This window comes from Neobacillus cucumis, assembly GCF_002860255.1.
Classification (GTDB): domain Bacteria; phylum Bacillota; class Bacilli; order Bacillales; family Cytobacillaceae; genus Neobacillus; species Neobacillus cucumis_A.
Window position 1 is genome coordinate 122,072 of sequence record NZ_PGVE01000090.1, and the last position, 16,540, is coordinate 138,611.

The 16,540-nt window shown below is 38.1% G+C and carries 20 protein-coding genes and 1 riboswitch; of the genes, 13 read left to right on the forward strand and 7 right to left on the reverse strand.

Features of this window, described 5'->3' with window-relative positions; translation table 11 throughout:
* Positions 1–208: 208 nt before the first annotated feature.
* A complete protein-coding gene (locus CVD27_RS24020) occupies positions 209–1,045 on the reverse strand; it encodes a lipoate--protein ligase family protein (RefSeq protein WP_101651167.1) in 837 nt (278 codons plus the stop codon).
* A 192-nt stretch (positions 1,046–1,237) separates the two neighbouring features.
* On the opposite strand from CVD27_RS24020, the gene CVD27_RS24025 reads away from it, so the two are divergent.
* Positions 1,238–1,621 carry a rhodanese-like domain-containing protein gene (locus tag CVD27_RS24025; protein ID WP_101651169.1) on the forward strand — a complete coding sequence of 128 codons (384 nt, stop codon included), beginning with the start codon at positions 1,238–1,240 and terminating at the stop codon, positions 1,619–1,621.
* Positions 1,622–1,719: 98 nt separating this feature from the next.
* Here the strand turns inward: CVD27_RS24025 and gcvPB are convergent, their stop codons facing one another.
* The 4 genes from gcvPB to CVD27_RS28390 are packed head-to-tail and all read right to left on the reverse strand — an operon-like array spanning position 1,720 to position 5,891.
* Positions 1,720–3,180 (reverse strand): aminomethyl-transferring glycine dehydrogenase subunit GcvPB, encoded by a 1,461-nt coding sequence (gcvPB, locus tag CVD27_RS24030; RefSeq protein WP_101651171.1) that lies wholly within the window; start codon positions 3,178–3,180, stop codon positions 1,720–1,722.
* Positions 3,173–4,519, reverse strand: coding sequence for an aminomethyl-transferring glycine dehydrogenase subunit GcvPA (gene gcvPA, locus CVD27_RS24035; protein ID WP_101651172.1), 1,347 nt, complete (start codon positions 4,517–4,519; stop codon positions 3,173–3,175). Before gcvPA ends, gcvPB begins: the two co-directional genes overlap by 8 nt.
* A gap of 17 nt (positions 4,520–4,536) precedes the next feature.
* Entirely contained in the window at positions 4,537–5,643 is a 1,107-nt protein-coding gene (gcvT, locus tag CVD27_RS24040) for a glycine cleavage system aminomethyltransferase GcvT (protein WP_101651174.1), read from the reverse strand.
* The gene (locus tag CVD27_RS28390; protein WP_180960419.1) at positions 5,631–5,891 is read right to left on the reverse strand and encodes a hypothetical protein; all 261 of its coding nucleotides are present in this window, start codon (positions 5,889–5,891) and stop codon (positions 5,631–5,633) included. The genes gcvT and CVD27_RS28390 overlap by 13 nt, the downstream gene beginning before the upstream one ends.
* Positions 5,892–6,054: 163 nt before the next feature.
* A riboswitch (glycine riboswitch) is annotated at positions 6,055–6,144 on the reverse strand.
* Between the two features lie 210 nt (positions 6,145–6,354).
* On the opposite strand from CVD27_RS28390, the gene CVD27_RS24050 reads away from it, so the two are divergent.
* The 12 genes from CVD27_RS24050 (at position 6,355) to CVD27_RS24105 (ending at position 14,468) form a co-directional block, all read left to right on the forward strand.
* Positions 6,355–8,043, forward strand: a complete 1,689-nt coding sequence (locus tag CVD27_RS24050; protein WP_101651178.1) for a DEAD/DEAH box helicase — start codon at positions 6,355–6,357, stop codon at positions 8,041–8,043.
* Complete coding sequence (locus tag CVD27_RS24055; RefSeq protein ID WP_101651179.1) at positions 8,021–8,815, forward strand: YqhG family protein; 795 nt, start codon at positions 8,021–8,023, stop codon at positions 8,813–8,815. The genes CVD27_RS24050 and CVD27_RS24055 overlap by 23 nt, the downstream gene beginning before the upstream one ends.
* Before the next feature lie 163 nt (positions 8,816–8,978).
* Entirely contained in the window at positions 8,979–10,061 is a 1,083-nt protein-coding gene (gene comGA, locus CVD27_RS24060; protein WP_101651181.1) for a competence type IV pilus ATPase ComGA, read from the forward strand.
* Complete coding sequence (gene comGB, locus CVD27_RS24065) at positions 10,027–11,079, forward strand: competence type IV pilus assembly protein ComGB (RefSeq protein ID WP_308301823.1); 1,053 nt, start codon at positions 10,027–10,029, stop codon at positions 11,077–11,079. Before comGA ends, comGB begins: the two co-directional genes overlap by 35 nt.
* Before the next feature lie 17 nt (positions 11,080–11,096).
* Entirely contained in the window at positions 11,097–11,411 is a 315-nt protein-coding gene (gene comGC, locus CVD27_RS24070; RefSeq protein WP_101651183.1) for a competence type IV pilus major pilin ComGC, read from the forward strand.
* Between the two features lie 6 nt (positions 11,412–11,417).
* Complete coding sequence (gene comGD / locus CVD27_RS24075) at positions 11,418–11,858, forward strand: competence type IV pilus minor pilin ComGD (protein WP_101651185.1); 441 nt, start codon at positions 11,418–11,420, stop codon at positions 11,856–11,858.
* On the forward strand, positions 11,842–12,180 hold the full coding sequence (gene comGE / locus CVD27_RS24080) for a competence type IV pilus minor pilin ComGE (RefSeq protein ID WP_101651187.1): 339 nt from the start codon (positions 11,842–11,844) through the stop codon (positions 12,178–12,180). Before comGD ends, comGE begins: the two co-directional genes overlap by 17 nt.
* Positions 12,164–12,604 (forward strand): competence type IV pilus minor pilin ComGF, encoded by a 441-nt coding sequence (comGF, locus tag CVD27_RS24085; protein ID WP_257984472.1) that lies wholly within the window; start codon positions 12,164–12,166, stop codon positions 12,602–12,604. The genes comGE and comGF overlap by 17 nt, the downstream gene beginning before the upstream one ends.
* The gene (gene comGG, locus CVD27_RS24090; protein ID WP_101651189.1) at positions 12,601–12,984 is read left to right on the forward strand and encodes a competence type IV pilus minor pilin ComGG; all 384 of its coding nucleotides are present in this window, start codon (positions 12,601–12,603) and stop codon (positions 12,982–12,984) included. The genes comGF and comGG overlap by 4 nt, the downstream gene beginning before the upstream one ends.
* 56 nt (positions 12,985–13,040) lie before the next feature.
* A complete protein-coding gene (locus CVD27_RS24095) occupies positions 13,041–13,229 on the forward strand; it encodes a YqzE family protein (protein WP_101651191.1) in 189 nt (62 codons plus the stop codon).
* A 214-nt stretch (positions 13,230–13,443) separates the two neighbouring features.
* A complete protein-coding gene (locus CVD27_RS24100) occupies positions 13,444–14,142 on the forward strand; it encodes a helix-turn-helix transcriptional regulator (RefSeq protein ID WP_101651193.1) in 699 nt (232 codons plus the stop codon).
* Between the two features lie 83 nt (positions 14,143–14,225).
* Positions 14,226–14,468: a DUF2626 domain-containing protein gene (locus tag CVD27_RS24105; RefSeq protein ID WP_101651195.1), complete on the forward strand. Its 243-nt coding sequence runs from the start codon at positions 14,226–14,228 to the stop codon at positions 14,466–14,468.
* A gap of 70 nt (positions 14,469–14,538) precedes the next feature.
* On the opposite strand, the gene CVD27_RS24110 is transcribed toward CVD27_RS24105, so the two are convergent.
* Both CVD27_RS24110 and CVD27_RS24115 read right to left on the reverse strand, forming a co-directional pair.
* Positions 14,539–15,633, reverse strand: coding sequence for a class I SAM-dependent methyltransferase (locus CVD27_RS24110; RefSeq protein ID WP_101651197.1), 1,095 nt, complete (start codon positions 15,631–15,633; stop codon positions 14,539–14,541).
* Positions 15,634–15,793: 160 nt separating this feature from the next.
* Positions 15,794–16,429: an MBL fold metallo-hydrolase gene (locus CVD27_RS24115; protein ID WP_101651199.1), complete on the reverse strand. Its 636-nt coding sequence runs from the start codon at positions 16,427–16,429 to the stop codon at positions 15,794–15,796.
* Positions 16,430–16,540: the final 111 nt, after the last annotated feature.

Genomic DNA, 16,540 nt, shown 5'->3' on the forward strand with positions numbered 1-16,540 from the left:
CCGAAAATATTTTCGGTAACACTATATATTGTATATAGAACGAATGTTAATTATTTTGTCAAACTCAAAATAAACTATAATTTGAAGAAAATAAAAGATTTAATCGGAATTTCGTCAAATAACAGGGAAATTCAACAAAATTCGAGGCTTGCTTCTTTTGTAAATTGCTATTTTCAAAAATAGAAAAAAGCGGCGGATGCCGCTCCCCCTACCTTTTGAAATTCCATTCATCATTTTCATAACGTTCTTTAGCAATTTTCTCTACATAAGCAAGTTCTTCTGCTGTTAATTGGTGGGGTTCTAGCTCAATATTCAACCCTTCTGCAAATCCTTTATAAAAAGCTTCCTTTGCTTCCTCTAAAGTAATCCTCCTAGGACTAATCGCGTTAATAGCGACTGCCTTATCCTTAAAAGCCTTTTTCATTCGTTGCTTAACCCGGTCATTAGGATACTTAAATAAACTAAATAACTTATCCTCATCCAAATCTAGAAGTATAGATCCGTGTTGGAGGATAACCCCCTTTTGTCTTGTTTGAGCGCTCCCCGCTACTTTTCGTCCTTCAACCACAAGTTCGTACCAGCTTGGAGCATCAAAACAAACAGCAGAGCGAGGACTTTTTAATGCATCTCTTTCTTCCGCTGTTTTAGGAACCGCAAAATAAGCTTCAAGTCCCAAATGATGAAAACCTTTTAATATTCCCTCCGAGATAACACGGTAGGCCTCTGTTACCGTTTTAGGCATTTCAGGATGATCTTCCGAAACAATGACACTATATGTAAGCTCATCTTCATGGAGCACTCCCCTGCCTCCAGTTGGTCTTCTGACAAACCCTAGATTGTGCTCCTTTACAGCATCCATGTCGATTTCTTTCTCGATTTTTTGGAAATAGCCTACAGACAAGGTTGGAGGATTCCAGCCATAGAACCGAATAACTGGAGGGATTTTTCCTTGACTGTGCCAATCAAGCAGTGCTTCATCCAAAGCCATATTAAAAGACGGAGAGCCATTCCCTGAATCTATAAAACGCCAAGTTTCTTTTTTCATATAAAGACCTCATTTGAAATAAATTAGTACGAATTTAAGTCTACCAAAATCTGATAGGAATTCAAAATCAGATGTTTCTGGTATAATTTTATTAGGCAAAATGAAAAAGTTTTTTCTTTTCATCTTTATCTTTAATGGTTTGACTTATATAATAAATACTAGTGCAGTAAAGCTTGAAAGGAGCAATAGAAGTTGAATTCACTTTATACTTTATTAATTATTATTGCAGCCGTTATAATCTACTCCGTCTTCACCTACTTTTATCAAAAGCGGATTGTTAAAACGGTAACAGAAGAAGAATTCCGTGCAGGATACCGAAAGGCACAACTAATAGATGTTCGTGAACCGAACGAGTTCGAAGGCGGCCATATTTTAGGATCCCGTAATATCCCAATGTCTCAATTAAAAATGCGCATGAAGGAGATCCGCCAAGATATGCCAGTTTATCTATATTGCCAAAGCGGTATGCGAAGCGCTCGTGCAGCACAATTCTTACACCGTAGAGGGTATAAAGATTTAACCCAGCTTCAAGGCGGATTCAAAAAATGGACAGGTAAAGTAAAAACAAAGAAATAATCAAGCTGAGAGGTCCCGGAAATGTCCCCGGGACCTCACTTATTTTTAAATCAATCATAAGGAATGGTCAGATTCTCACGGAATCTGACCTTTTTCTGTTAAGCCTTTTGATATTTTAAAACTGGTTTACGCGCCGCTAGTGTCTCATCTAAACGGCCAACAACCGTTGTATGCGGTGCCTCTTGAACCATTTCAGGATTTTCTTCCGCTTCTTTGGCAATTTGAATCATCGTATCGATAAAAGAATCAAGTGTTTCTTTCGATTCTGTTTCTGTCGGTTCAATCATAATACATTCTTCCACATTTAATGGGAAGTAAATGGTTGGTGGATGATAGCCAAAATCCAACAGACGTTTAGCAATATCAAGCGTTCGAACCCCTAATTTTTTCTGACGTTTACCACTTAGAACAAACTCATGTTTACAATGTTTATCAAACGGTAAGTCATAGTGTTCCGCCAGTCTTCTCATCATATAGTTAGCATTTAAGACCGCATACTCCGTAACTGCTTTTAAGCCGTCCGGCCCCATGGAACGAATATAAGTATAAGCCCTAACGTTAATACCAAAGTTTCCGTAGAACGGCTTAACACGTCCAATGGATTGGGGACGGTCATAGTCTAAAATAAATTCATTGCCACGCTTTGTAATAATTGGTTTTGGCAAAAATGGTATTAGATCTTCTTTCACTCCAACAGGACCTGAACCGGGACCTCCGCCGCCATGCGGACCTGTAAAGGTTTTATGAAGATTTAAGTGGACAACGTCAAAGCCCATATCACCAGGTCTAGCTTTAGATAGAACCGCGTTCAGATTTGCACCGTCATAATACAACTTTCCGCCTGCCTCATGAACAATATCGGCCATCTCAAGAATTTGTTCTTCAAATAAGCCAAGTGTATTTGGATTTGTGAGCATAAGCGCAGCCGTATCATTACCCACAACTCGTTTCAAATCATCTAAATCAACAAGACCCTGATCAGTGGATTTTACCGTTATCGTTTCAAAGCCAGCAATGGTTGCCGAAGCAGGGTTTGTACCATGAGCGGAATCCGGAACGATTACTTTAGTACGGTTGGTTTCACCGTTTGCTTCGTGGTAAGCACGTATTAACATTAACCCAGTCCATTCACCGTGTGCCCCTGCTGCAGATTGTAAAGTTACTTCATCCATCCCTGTAATTTCAACCAAATGCTGCTGAAGGTCGTATAAAAGCGCTAACGCCCCTTGAACAGAGCTTTCATCCTGTAGCGGATGAACATGAGCAAACCCATTAAAACGAGCAACATTTTCATTGATTTTTGGATTATATTTCATAGTACAAGAGCCAAGCGGATAAAAACCTGAATCTAGGCCATGGTTTCTTTTGGAAAGAGCTGTATAGTGACGGATGATATCAAGCTCAGAAACCTCTGGAAGTTCTGGATCTTCTTCACGCATGAACCCGTCTGGGAGCAGTGTGCTGATATTTAATTCCGGTACATCCATTTCCGGAAGACTGTAACCGATTCGGCCGGGAGTACTACGTTCAAAAATAAGTGCTTGTTCTTGATTATGCATGTAAATCCCCCAATTCTTTCACAAAAGTATCGATTTCTTCTTTTGATCTTTGCTCAGTTACGGCAATCAACATATGATTAGATAGTTCGGAATAGTCACGGCCTAAATCATAGCCCCCGATAATGCCCTTTTGTAACAATAGTTGATTCATTTCTTTAACAGGTTTTTTTAATTTAATGACAAATTCATTAAAAGAGTAGCCATTATATACCACCTCAAACCCGGCCTTTTTAAACTCATTTTTAGCATAGTGGGCCTTTTGAAGGTTTGCTGCGGCCAACTCACGAACACCTTTTTTACCCAAAGCTGTCATGGCAACAGATGCTGCAAGTGCGTTCAGCGCTTGGTTTGAACAAATATTTGAAGTGGCTTTTTCACGTCGAATATGCTGTTCACGGGCTTGGAGCGTTAAGACAAAACCACGGCGACCTTGATCATCTACTGTTTGGCCGACAAGACGGCCCGGTACTTTTCGCATTAATTTGTTCGTAACTGCAAAATACCCACAGTGTGGACCACCAAAAGCTGTAGGAATACCAAATGGCTGGGCGTCGCCAATAACGATATCAGCACCAAACTTCCCAGGAGGCGTTAATACACCTAGAGAAAGTGGATTGCTGTTTACAACAAACATTCCTTTATGGGCATGAATGATTTCCTCAACTTCTTTTAAGGGCTCAATACGACCAAAGAAGTTTGGATATTGAACGATTACGGCTGCCACCTCTTCGTTTACTAAAATCTTTAAGGATTCAATATCTGTTACGCCCTCTTTTATTGGGGCTTCTATCACTTCAAGATATTGTCCTTTGGCATACGTTTTAAGGACCTCCCGATACTCTGGATGAACAGCACTTGAAACAACAATCTTTTTACGTTTGGTATGACCCGCACTTAGCATGGCCGCTTCTGCAAGGGAGGTACCTCCGTCATACATAGAGGAGTTGGCAACATCCATACCGGTTAACTCACAAATCATGGTTTGGAATTCAAAAATAGCTTGCAATTCACCTTGGGAAATTTCCGGCTGATAGGGTGTATAAGCAGTATAAAACTCAGAACGAGAAATCACATGGTCCACAATTACAGGCATATAGTGATCATAAACACCCGCTCCTAAAAAAGAGACATTGCGTTTGAGGTCAGCATTTTGGTCTGCTAATTGGAACAGTTCTTTCATTAGTGCTGTCTCTGACTTAGCTGCTTTAATCTTATAGTCACCCTTGAACCTTACTTTTTCTGGGATATCGCTAAATAGTTCATCTATTGAAGAAACACCAATGGTTTCCATCATTGCCTTCTTATCTTGTTCAGTCATAGGTAAATAGCGATGTTTCATAATCTTACTCCCTTCTCCTATTTCTTTTCTCTTTTATAAAAAGGTGTTGGAACTACTGCAGCCTTTAGGCGTTTTCCACGAATTTCAACTTCTACCTCTGACTCTAGTCCGGCATATTCTGTCTTTATAAGAGCGAGACCAATATTTCTTTTTAACGTTGGCGACTGTGTACCGGTTGTTACTTCACCGATCAGTTCTTCTCCTTTAAAAACAGGATAGCCATGACGCGGAATACCGCGGTCAATCATTTCGATCCCTACTAATTTCCTTGTTAACCCATTCTCCTTCTGTTTTCTTAACGCATCTTTCCCAATAAAGTCAGCTTCTTTATTTAACTTCACTGCAAATGCAATTCCTGCTTCGAAAGGAGTGATCTCAGGAGAGAGCTCTTGCCCATAAAGTGCTAGAACTGATTCAAAACGAAGGGTATCCCGTGCACCTAATCCGCATGGAATTACTCCATCTTCTTTTCCTGCGTCCAAAATGGCTTCCCAAAGGTCAATTGCGTCGCCAGCCTCACAGTAAATTTCAAAACCATCTTCACCTGTATATCCTGTTCTTGATACAAGTGCCTTTATACCATTTAACTTTACTTCTTGCTGAAATTTGAAAAAGCCAATATGACTTAAATTTGTTTCAACAGCAAGTCTTTGTAGAACCTTTTCCGCAAGCGGCCCTTGCAGAGCAAGCTGGGCTGTTTTTTCAGACAAGTTATCAAGAATCACATCCCCTTCAACATGCTCATTAAGCCAGTTGTAGTCCTTTTCGATATTTGAGGCATTAACAACAAGTAAGTAATGATGATCCTCAATTTTATAAACAAGCAAATCATCGACGGTTCCACCATTTTCATAACACATTGCAGTGTACTGGGCTCCTCCGTTGTTAATTTTTGAAATATCATTTGTCATCATTTTTTGTAAGAATTTTAAACTATCTTTTCCTTTTACTTCCACTTCTCCCATATGAGAGACATCAAACAAGCCGGCTTTTGTGCGGACTGCTTCATGTTCTTCTTTAATGCTTGAAAATTGTACAGGCAGCTCCCATCCTCCAAAATCTATCGTTTTTCCACCGTGTTCTTTATACACTGTAAAAATCGGAGTTCTCTTTAATTCAGACATCCCTTAAGCCCCCTTCGTTCTTTTCCACATGTTTGATTACTCATTAACCAGTCAAACAATACTATTCCCCTATATTTTTTAAGAATATTAGGTTTTTTTAATGGCTCTGTTAAATTTGGCTGTTGAATTCCGCTCCAGGCGCTCGCTTTCCGCGGGCGTGCCAGGAAGCCTCCTCGGCGCTTTAGCGCCTGTGGGGTCTCCCCTGCCCCGTACTCCCGCAGGAGTCGAGCGACTTCCGCTCCAATCAACAGGTATAAAAAACAACAATATCGTTTAACAGAGCCTAAAACATAAAAAAGGACAGAAACCTCCCTATGAATATAAGAAGGTCTCTGTCCTTGCACCTGAAAGTTTACCTAAATGGTTTTCCCCTTTGGTGGCTGCTACACAATACAGCTCTCTCCAGAGTTGCGTCAAGCAAGTGTTCTTTTGCCTGAGAGATTCACATTGTCTGCTTGCTCCTTCGGCGCTACATCTTGTAGTCTCTCCCCTTGCTGTCATTCGCATTATAATATTTTCCAATTTGGTAATACTAATTATACTTAAAAAATAACTTACCTTATTAAAAATATTTTAAACATTCTAAGCTATTTTCATCCTACCATTAAACTACAACTTTGAGCAATAAATTTATTAGAAAATTAGAACACCAAAATCCTTTAGGTTAGGAAAAAGACATGATACTACACTGTATGTAAAGGAGCATAAATGATGTCTGTTGAAATTGAATTTGATTCCACTTGGCAGGATGATTTTTTACATAGGATTGACAACGATGGTCCGTGGGGGAACTGGGAGCTTTTTAAACTAGCAATCGATGTGGAAAAACATTTAGTCATCCCTGAATTTGAGGGTCTGCAGGCCCCAAATCACCTTCCTAATCTAACTCCTCTGCCGCACCAGCTCGAAACAGCGAAACAGGTTATTGAAAATATGAATGGTAAAGCCATTTTAGCTGATGAAGTCGGTCTAGGAAAAACAATTGAAGCAGGATTAATTTTAAAAGAATACATGATTCGCGGCTTAGTAAAAAAGGTTTTAATCCTCGTCCCGGCATCATTGGTTACCCAATGGGCGATTGAGCTTAATAGCAAATTTTTTATACCAGCTGTTACCCAAAGAAAAAGCTATGTATGGGAACAATGCGATGTGGTTGTTTCTTCTATTGATACTGCCAAAAGAAATCCCCACAGGGATATTATTTATAATCAGGATTATGATTTAATTATCATTGATGAGGCCCATAAACTAAAAAATAATAAAACGAAAAACTATGAATTTGTACAAAATCTTAAAAAGAAATTTTGTTTACTTTTAACCGCCACGCCAATTCAAAATCGCATTGAGGAAATCTTTAATCTGGTTTCTCTTTTAAAGCCTGGGCACTTAGGAAGTGAAACGGCCTTTTATGAAAAATATAAACGAGATGCCCGTTCCCTAAATGATGATGAGCGTTTAAAAGAATTAGTGAACAAGGTTATGATTCGAAATCGCCGCGCTGACACTGGTATTGAGTGGACAAAAAGACAGGTAGAAACCATACCAATTGAGTTCTCACCAGCTGAAAAGGATCTTTATGATACGATATGCCTGTTAAAAAATGAAGGAGATTGGGTTCAAACAAGTGCTTTTTCCGTGATGACTTTACAGCGCGAGGCTTGCTCCAGCAGGGAAGCAGTTTTCTATACCCTAAAAAATATGCTTCAAAAGAAAGAGAACCCCTCTCCTGCCTTTGAAGAACAAATACAATTTTTAATCAAAAAGGTTGAAGCTGTGCAACAAAATTCAAAAGCAGAAAAAGCCCTTGAATTAATCCAGCAGGTAAATGATAAGGTTATTATTTTTACAGAGTATCGTGCAACCCAGATGTATCTGCAGTGGTATTTAAAGCAGCACGGAATCAGTTCCGTTCCTTTCCGCGGCGGTTTTAAGCGAGGAAAAAAGGACTGGATGAGGGAGTTGTTCCAAAAACACGCTCAAGTCCTTATTGCCACTGAAGCTGGCGGTGAGGGGATCAATCTGCAGTTCTGTAATCATATTATTAATTTTGATTTGCCATGGAATCCAATGAGACTAGAACAGCGGATTGGAAGGATTCATCGCCTGGGACAGGAAAAGGATGTCATGATTTACAATTTTGCCATTAAAGGTACAGTGGAAGAACATATTCTTAAATTACTTTATGAAAAAATCCATCTATTTGAAAAAGTGATTGGAGAGTTAGACGATATCCTAACAAAATTGGAATTTGGAAATATTGAAGACCATCTTGTTGATATTTTCGGGCAATCCAGTTCTGAGGGTGAAATGCGTATTAAAATGGAGAATTTATCATCTATGATTGAATTTGCTCAATCAATGAAGGAGGATGACCCACATGCAGCAGCAGGAAATTCATGACTTTCTTATAAAATATTTTCAGGCAAACGATTGTCCTATCGTTGAAAATAAACCTGGATATCTAATTGTTCAATTAACCGTTGAACTTGATAAGGAATTAATGAACCGGCCCTTCTACTGGCACTATCTCGAAAAAACTGGCGGGATTCCAAACCCGATGAGGTTAACGTTTATAACGGACCAAAAAAAGGCACCTGAAAATATCAAAGGGGAAATTGTTCATTTTGGTTCACCCCGGCTTCATCAAATATTTGCTTCAACCAAAAAATTATCTAGTTATATCCGCTTATATGAAAACCATCAACATATTCAAAGTCAAACGGCCTTGTACCCTTGGCTGTGTATGAATGTCAAAATCTCTTATCAATGTGATCGGAAGAGAGATATTTTTAAATCCATCGGCTTACAGCTTATAAATGGACAAATGATTGAAGATTTTCACGGACGTTTACAAAAAGTACCTCTAACTCCAAAAATCCCGGACTATTCTTTTACATTATCTCCGCTGGTTAAACCAAAGAGCGGGATGATAAGGGTTGAAAACTATTTAAGAGCCATTATTAATGAGGATGACCATTCCTGGGCTGAAGAGGCACGAAAACGATGGGAACAGGATTTACGGTTACTAAATCATTTTTATGAAGACCTAGAAGAAGAAGAAAATGAAAACTATGAAACCGAAAAAAAAGCATTGCAAGAACAATATGAACCCAAAATTAATATCTCTTTTATTAATGGAGGCCTCTTTTATTTAACCGAAAAGGCAATATAATTACTTTCTAATATTGCTAATGTAATTAACGGTGACAGGCACCATGTGAATTCTTCACATGGTGCCTGTCACTTTATAATCAAAAAATTTTTTTATTTATTAAAAATAATAAAGGAAAAGTATGAATCCTGTCGAATTATGATTATAGACAATTTAAAAGGCGGTGGTACCCATTGTTAGTTCCATTGAAATACTAGCTAATCGGATTATTAAAGATGCCGTAAGAAATCAAGCAACCGATATTCACATTATTCCTCGCAAGAAAGACACACTTGTTCAGATCCGTTTAACCAACAAACTCATTCCACGATTATCCCTCCCAAAAGATGAATGCGACAGATTAATCTCACATTTTAAATTCACCGCAAATATGGACATCGGGGAAAGAAGACGCCCTCAAAGCGGAGCCGTTTTTTGTGAAGTAGACGGACAATTAATGGGTCTTAGACTTTCAACTCTTCCATCTAACAATAGAGAGAGCCTCGTTATTCGACTTTTACCGCAACATGAACAGATACCCTTTCACCAACTCTCACTATTTCCTTCCATGACAAGAAAGCTATTAGCCCTTCTCAAACATGCACATGGTTTAATTATCTTTACCGGTCCAACCGGCTCGGGGAAAACCACAACACTCTACTCTCTTCTTAATGAAACAGCGCACCTCTTTCATCGCAATGTAATCACACTTGAAGATCCCATTGAAAAAAACTACGACTCTGTTTTGCAAGTTCAGGTGAATGAAAAAGCCGGTGTAACCTATGCCGCTGGACTTAAAGCGATACTCCGGCATGATCCCGATATTATTATGGTAGGAGAAATCAGGGATGTAGAAACGGCAAAAATTGCAGTTAGAGCAGCCCTAACAGGGCATTTAGTCCTCTCCACTATGCACACACGAGATGCAAAAGGGGCAGTGTTTCGGCTCCATGAATTCGGTGTAAATTGGCTAGAAGTCGAACAGACCTTGATTGCCGTCACTGCTCAGAGATTGGTAGAACTAACCTGCCCGTATTGTGAAGGAGAATGTTCGCCACTGTGTTATTCCTCTGGCCGCTGGAAAAGAGCAAGTGTTTTTGAACTCTTATCCGGACGGAACCTAAACACAGCAATGAAAGCAGCTAAAGGTGAAAAAATAGACACACCTTACCGTACTTTAAAAGAAGTGATAAACAAAGGCATTGCATTAGGTTACATACAAGCATCCGAATATGAACGGCTGGTATACGATGATGAGCCGTCATAAATGGACTGTAAATGAACAAGCCAACTTCTTAAAAAGAACAGGAGATTTACTTTTACGGGGATACCCAATTGCTGAAGCAATTGAATCCATAGCATTGCAATTACCGCCCCATCGAAAGGAGGAATTATATGGATGTTTAGTTGAGTTAAAGCAGGGTTCACCTTTTCATGTTGTATTAAGCGACATTGGCTTTCACAAAGACTTAATCGGCTATATCTACTTCGCCGAACAGCATGGCAGTTTTGCTGAAGCACTATTGGAAGGAAGTGACCTTGCTTTATTAAAGGATAAAGATTTACAAAAGCTTTTAAAATTACTTCAATATCCATTGTTATTAATGTTTATTACTGGTTTTTTATTTATTTTCATCCAGAACACTTTATTGCCAAGATTTACAACACTGTTTGCTTCACTTGGACTAAAAGAAAACTTTTTCACAAAGGTCCTTTATGCTTTTGACCACTATTTCCCGACTGCCATTTATGCTATCCTAGTTGTTCTCATCCTGGCAGCCATCTATTATTTTTTTGTTTTTCGAAAGATTTCAATCCTTAGCCAAAGGGCACTGCTTATTCGTATCCCCATTGCCGGCAGAATCCTCAAATTATTGTTCACACACTACTTTTCCATTCAATTGAGTTTCCTATTATCCGGAGGAATTTCTGTCTCTGAGGCCCTTTCCCTATTTGAAAAAAATCACAGACAGCCATTTTACAGCCGGATAGCTGAAGAGATAAAAATCAAACTTGTAACAGGAGAAAAATTGGACACAATCATTGCCTCCTTTTCTTTTTTTGAAAAGGAATTTCCTATGATTATTAAACACGGCCAAGAAAATGGAAAATTAGAGCAGGAATTACTTTTTTTCAGCAAACATTGTGTGAGATGTATGGAGGAAAAAATTGAAAAAAGTTTAAAAACCATTCAGCCGATCCTTTACTTATTTATTGGATGTTTAGTGGTTTCAATGTATTTAGCTATTCTATTACCAATGTTCCATCTATTAGATGGTATTTAAAACAGGAGGTTAAGGTTATGTTAAAAAATGAAAAAGGGTTTACATTGATAGAAATGATGATTGTTATGTTGATAATATCTGTTTTGCTTTTGATCACCATACCAAATGTTACCAAACACAATTCTAATATCAACAATAAAGGTTGTGAAGCTTACGTGAAAATGGTCCAAGCCCAAGTTCAAGCCTATGAAATGGAAAAAAATAAAATCCCAACCCTTTCAGAATTACAAACAGCAGGCTATTTAAACGACATCAAGGGCTGTCCGAATGGTCAAGAAGTGACAATCGATTCCGAGGGTAATGTCAAAGCTGTTGAAAAAACAGACTCATAACCCTAAATGAACAGAAATCAAAAAGGCTTTACATTAATTGAATCATTACTAGTCCTCTCAATTTTTATTGTAATCTCCTCCATTACAGTCTTTTCATTACAACCCCAGCATTCTGTATTGGAAGATGAAAATTTTATTTCACAGCTAAGTGCAGACCTCCTTTACGCTCAACAATATGCGATTGCTCATCAAGACGAAGTCTCGGTCATGTTCATGTCCAATCAATTCAAATATTACATGGTTCCAAAGGCAGACTCGCAACCGATTGTCGAGAGAGACTATTCCACCAATATTTCTCTGACTGAAGGATCGCTTCCCTTGGCTTTCAGATTCCTCCCAGATGGGAATATTAATAAATTTGGTTCCTTTTTTATACAAACTAAGATAAAACAATACCGCTTGACCTTTTTGATTGGGAAGGGAAGATTTTATGTTACAGAGCAATAAGGGCTATTTCCTGCTAGAATTACTTTTGTCACTTTCAACCATGCTCATGCTTAGTCTATTCTTACTTCCTTTAGTAAGGGAGATGAAGGATCAATCAAAAAAAATAGAGATTGAGAATACCGCACAAAAATTTATGTATGAGGAACTGAAAGCAAAAATAATTGACGGAAGCACGTTTTCCGATTACACCATTAACCAAAATAATGTTAAATATAAAATTATTTGGTTGAACCCTAATTCAACTGGTCAAAAGGAGGTATGTGTAAAGGTTGAAAAAAATTCATTTTATCAGGAAACCAATATCTGTGGCGTCCTCGAATGATAAAGCTTTTACGTTAATTGAAGTATTAATTGCCTTTTCCATCTTTTCCACCATCATCTTCTTTATGGCACCTATTTTTAACATCCTCCTAAACCAAAAAAGTACAAAAATGGAATTGCAGGGTATGGAATGGGAAGTATTTTGCAGTCAAATAAAAAAGGAAATTGCAACAGTCTCTCGCGCTGAGGTAATATCCGGGCGATTGATTCTAACAAAGGGCACAGATACCATTCAATATGAAAAGTATGGGTCCTACCTTAGGCGGAGGGTAAACTCCACTGGAAACGAGACCATTCTTCAAAATGTTTCTGTATATTCCCTTTCAATTGTGAATAATGGCGTGAAAATTATAGTGGTAGATTTGTGGGGAAAAGAATATTCCGTAACTGCCTATTCCTACTTAAAGTGGAATACAAGTCCATGAAAAATAGTCAACAAGGCTTTACCTACCCTTTAACCTTATGCATCTTACTTCTTTTCCTAATCTTTTTCACCATGCATATTGAACAATTGTTAACAGAACGGAAGATGGCAGTTGACACAACAACCATCCTTAAACAGGAATATTATTTCCTATCCTCTGTCAAAAAAGTGGAATCTTTGTACCGCATCCAAGGTTCAATGCCTGCAAAAGGGACCTTCTTTTATGTAAATGGAACTATGGATTATAAGGCGGAGTCTCCTTCTGGTTATATACAAATTGTTGATTTTACACTCGTTCTTTATACGCGCAAACCTATAGCCGGTTACGGCTACTTTGATACACGTTCAAAAAACTTGATTAAATGGGTAGAAGCAAAATAATTAGATTGAAAGGAATAAAAAATGGACATAATGTTGGTGTAAAAGGTGGTGTGTCCATGAAAACAAATGATTATGTAAAATACATGACCCAAACGATTGTTAAATATGCTGACCAGCCAAAAGATGAACGAAAACGGCTGCGGATTGAGAAAAAACAAACAAAAGCAGATTTCTGGTACCGCTGGTTCGGTATCCTGCCCTATATACTTTATTCTGAAATAAAGAAAAAACAGAGACATAAATAGCGGTACTCATGTGCCGCTTCTTTTTTTTCATTAAATCATCATTGACAAAAAGAAAAATATCAATAAATTAGATATTTAAAACATATTGTTACAATATAAAGACAGTAATTGTGAACATTTTCTAAACATATAGTGTTAACATTGTTAACTTCATTCCTTTTTATTCTCTCTGTATTATAATGGAATAAATTATGGGGGTTCGAGGTGAACAGTGATGGAACAAACATTAAAAATAACAAACGTTTTGTCAGATCCAACACGTTACTACATTTATCAATACATTACCAAACGTCATCAAGAAGTAACAGTTCAAGAGGTAGCTGAAAATTTTAACATTCATCCTAATGTGGCCAGACTACATTTATCAAAGCTAGAAGATGTTAATATGTTAGCATCCGAAACAAAGAAAACCGGAAAAGGCGGAAGACCAAGCCGACTATACCGTTTATCTGAAGACGTTATACAACTGCATTTCCCTTACCGAGATTACATGCTTTTATCAAAAGTCGCTATTCAAACAATGATGTCACTTGGTGAGGCTGGTAAGGAAGCACTTTTTATGACTGGTAAACGTTTTGGGACTGAAATCATCGAACAGGAATTGGCAAAAAGAGCTCTTGGTGACGAGCTAACATTTGAGCATAAACTGTCGATCTTAAAAAGTGCTGCTACCCTGGCAGGTTTTTATCCAGAGTTTGAAGCCAATGGCGATCAAACGAAAATTTACTTCCAAATTTTCAATTGTCCGTTTAAGGAAGTTGCGGAAGAACATACCGAAGCTGTCTGCAATATGCACCATGAATTTTTAAAGGGGATGTTTGGCGCCTTATTTGAATCAGTTGAATTGATTGAAAAAGAAAATATGATTACTGGTTGTGAAACTTGCTCCTACCAGGTACTCGTCACAAACTAATTGGAACCCAATGTTTACATTATGCCTCCTTTTACTTTATAATATTGTATTGATGGTATCGCACGTTAAAAGGGGGTATACATATGGATCGCATGTTCAGAGTTTGTGGTTTTTGGACAGGTATTTTTACCGTAATGCTCTATTTGGGTGACATGGATAAAACAGCCATGCTATTCTTAGCACAAACAGGCTTTTTCGTTCTGCTTAGTTACCTAAAGCTTTCCGAACGTATGTATTTGTATGTTTTCGGAGCATATTTAACCATCTTCTTCGTCGGCTTTACATATTGGACAACGTTCATGATGCCACTTGGCGCAGGAGAATAATGACCAAAAGCGTAAGCGCTTAGCATTGTTTACGCTGCAGCAAAAAAACGCCGTATCCCGGCGTTTTTTTTTATTCTATGAACAAATCTTCTTGCCGTAACAGTAGATCTTTTTGCTGGATAATAACATGAAAATAAGCGCTCATTCCTGACGGCATAATTAAACTTCGAATCGCACGATTTCTCCTGCTAACCTCTGAAAAAGGATTGGGGTCATAATGGTTCTCTAACTCTTTCAGAATACCCGCTTTTAAAAGAAATTCATCCTGCCTAAGTTTGGTTAGCAACGCTAACCGATGCTGAGTCCCTTTTTGGACCAGATAATCAAAGTGAATATGGGTAGTAATGTCCATTTCACCCGGATTTTTGAGGACATCATTAATCATTGAATGTTGATGGTATCCTCTTAAACTCCCCATTTTGTGAATGGGATTAGCCCATTCCTCATTCGTATAGCCGTAATCAGCAGTTACAACCAGTCCTCCAATTAAGACATTCGAAATATCCTCAATCATCTTCTCCATCGCTAACGGAATTTCAATTCGCTGTTTTTCTTTTATAACCAGATTACTTTCTGAGAGGAAGGTAAGGATGGCTTTGTTCGTTAATACTTCATTTTGTTCAATTAATTGTCCGTCATCATTTATCCCTATCATCACTTCGAACAGCTGGCCATCTATTTTTTCAATAACATGGACAGGGAGAGCATCAAAGAGCTCATTAGAAAAAACCATCCCTCTAAACGGCTCCACCTCGTTCAGACTCACTGCTTGAACAAAAGAAAAATCAGGATAAAGTAATTCACTCTGTAGTTTTCGATGGTAGGGACTGCTTTCCACAATAATATATTTAATAGGTAGTTGGCTCGATTCTTGCCACTCTTTTAAAAAAGAATTCGCAAAGCGCCCTGTCCCACCCCCTAGTTCACAAAAAACGGGGGGCAATTTTGTTTTTTGGCAAATGTTAGAAAACCATTTTGCTGCCATTCTGCCGTAAATATCAGAAACATTACTAGTGGTAATAAAATCGCCTTGTTTTCCTATTTTTGTTGTATCTTTCATATAATAACCTAATTCTGGATGATACAAGACTGCAGACATGTATTCGGCATAAGAGATTAGCTCATTGGGTGAATGAGAAATTAAATTCCGTAAAAATGTAATCATGGTTACTCCCTTTAAATTAACACTGTTGACATAGTGTTAACTTTATTATAATGTTAGGATAAGTAGCTTAACATTAAAAATATCCCTTCCCATTATATGAAAAAGAACATCCCCTAAAAAGACCCTTCTCTCTAAATAAGGAAGGGTCTTTTTATATATTTTAGAATCCATTTAAAAAGGGATTGCTGTCCATTTCCTCTCCTATGGTCGTCACGGGACCATGTCCTGACAGGACATACGTTTCTTCCGGCAAACTTAAAAGTTTATCATGAATACTCTTTATTAGCTGGGCAGAATTCCCTCCTGGTAAATCAGTCCGGCCAATGCTTCCCTGAAATAAGGCATCACCTGAAATGACAACATCATATTCCTGAAAGTAAAAAGAAACACTGCCTGGTGAATGCCCAGGGGTATGAAAAATTCGGAACGAAAAATCTCCTATTTTCATTTCCCCTTCATTCTGTATAATATGCTCCGCTGGCTTCGCTACAATAGGATTAATTTGCATAAATAATTGGGAACCATTCAACCGAGGGTCACCAAGCCATTTTTCTTCCTGTTTGTGAATATAGACTGGAATGTTATAGGTGTCTCTCACACGATCTACTGCTCCAATATGATCAAAGTGTGCGTGGGTTAATAGAATAGCTATTGGCTTTAACTTTCTTTGATTTAACAAATGGATTAGCTTGTTCCCTTCCTCACCTGGATCAATAATCATGCAAGTTTTATCGGGATTTTCAACAATATAGCTATTAGTCTGCAGGGGGCCTAATGGAATTTGCTGCCATTTCATATCATGTTCCTCCAATACATAAGTTCATCACTATTTTACACTAAAGAACATTGGAGAGAAAGAAACGGCACACAAAAGCGCTATATTTTGCCCTCGACAAATCCATGAAAA

Bases quoted from the DNA above. Each gene is read 5' to 3' on its own strand.
- CVD27_RS24020 (WP_101651167.1), bottom strand. From the start codon at position 1,045: ATGAAAAAAGAAACTTGGCGTTTTATAGATTCAGGGAATGGCTCTCCG.
- gcvPB (WP_101651171.1), bottom strand. From the start codon at position 3,180: ATGCATAATCAAGAACAAGCACTTATTTTTGAACGTAGTACTCCCGGC.
- gcvPA (WP_101651172.1), bottom strand. From the start codon at position 4,519: ATGAAACATCGCTATTTACCTATGACTGAACAAGATAAGAAGGCAATG.
- gcvT (WP_101651174.1), bottom strand. From the start codon at position 5,643: ATGTCTGAATTAAAGAGAACTCCGATTTTTACAGTGTATAAAGAACAC.
- CVD27_RS24050 (WP_101651178.1), top strand. From the start codon at position 6,355: ATGTCTGTTGAAATTGAATTTGATTCCACTTGGCAGGATGATTTTTTA.
- CVD27_RS24055 (WP_101651179.1), top strand. From the start codon at position 8,021: ATGCAGCAGCAGGAAATTCATGACTTTCTTATAAAATATTTTCAGGCA.
- comGB (WP_308301823.1), top strand. From the start codon at position 10,027: ATGAACGGCTGGTATACGATGATGAGCCGTCATAAATGGACTGTAAAT.
- comGC (WP_101651183.1), top strand. From the start codon at position 11,097: ATGTTAAAAAATGAAAAAGGGTTTACATTGATAGAAATGATGATTGTT.
- comGD (WP_101651185.1), top strand. From the start codon at position 11,418: ATGAACAGAAATCAAAAAGGCTTTACATTAATTGAATCATTACTAGTC.
- comGE (WP_101651187.1), top strand. From the start codon at position 11,842: ATGTTACAGAGCAATAAGGGCTATTTCCTGCTAGAATTACTTTTGTCA.
- comGG (WP_101651189.1), top strand. From the start codon at position 12,601: ATGAAAAATAGTCAACAAGGCTTTACCTACCCTTTAACCTTATGCATC.
- CVD27_RS24095 (WP_101651191.1), top strand. From the start codon at position 13,041: ATGAAAACAAATGATTATGTAAAATACATGACCCAAACGATTGTTAAA.
- CVD27_RS24100 (WP_101651193.1), top strand. From the start codon at position 13,444: ATGGAACAAACATTAAAAATAACAAACGTTTTGTCAGATCCAACACGT.
- CVD27_RS24105 (WP_101651195.1), top strand. From the start codon at position 14,226: ATGGATCGCATGTTCAGAGTTTGTGGTTTTTGGACAGGTATTTTTACC.
- CVD27_RS24110 (WP_101651197.1), bottom strand. From the start codon at position 15,633: ATGATTACATTTTTACGGAATTTAATTTCTCATTCACCCAATGAGCTA.
- CVD27_RS24115 (WP_101651199.1), bottom strand. From the start codon at position 16,429: ATGAAATGGCAGCAAATTCCATTAGGCCCCCTGCAGACTAATAGCTAT.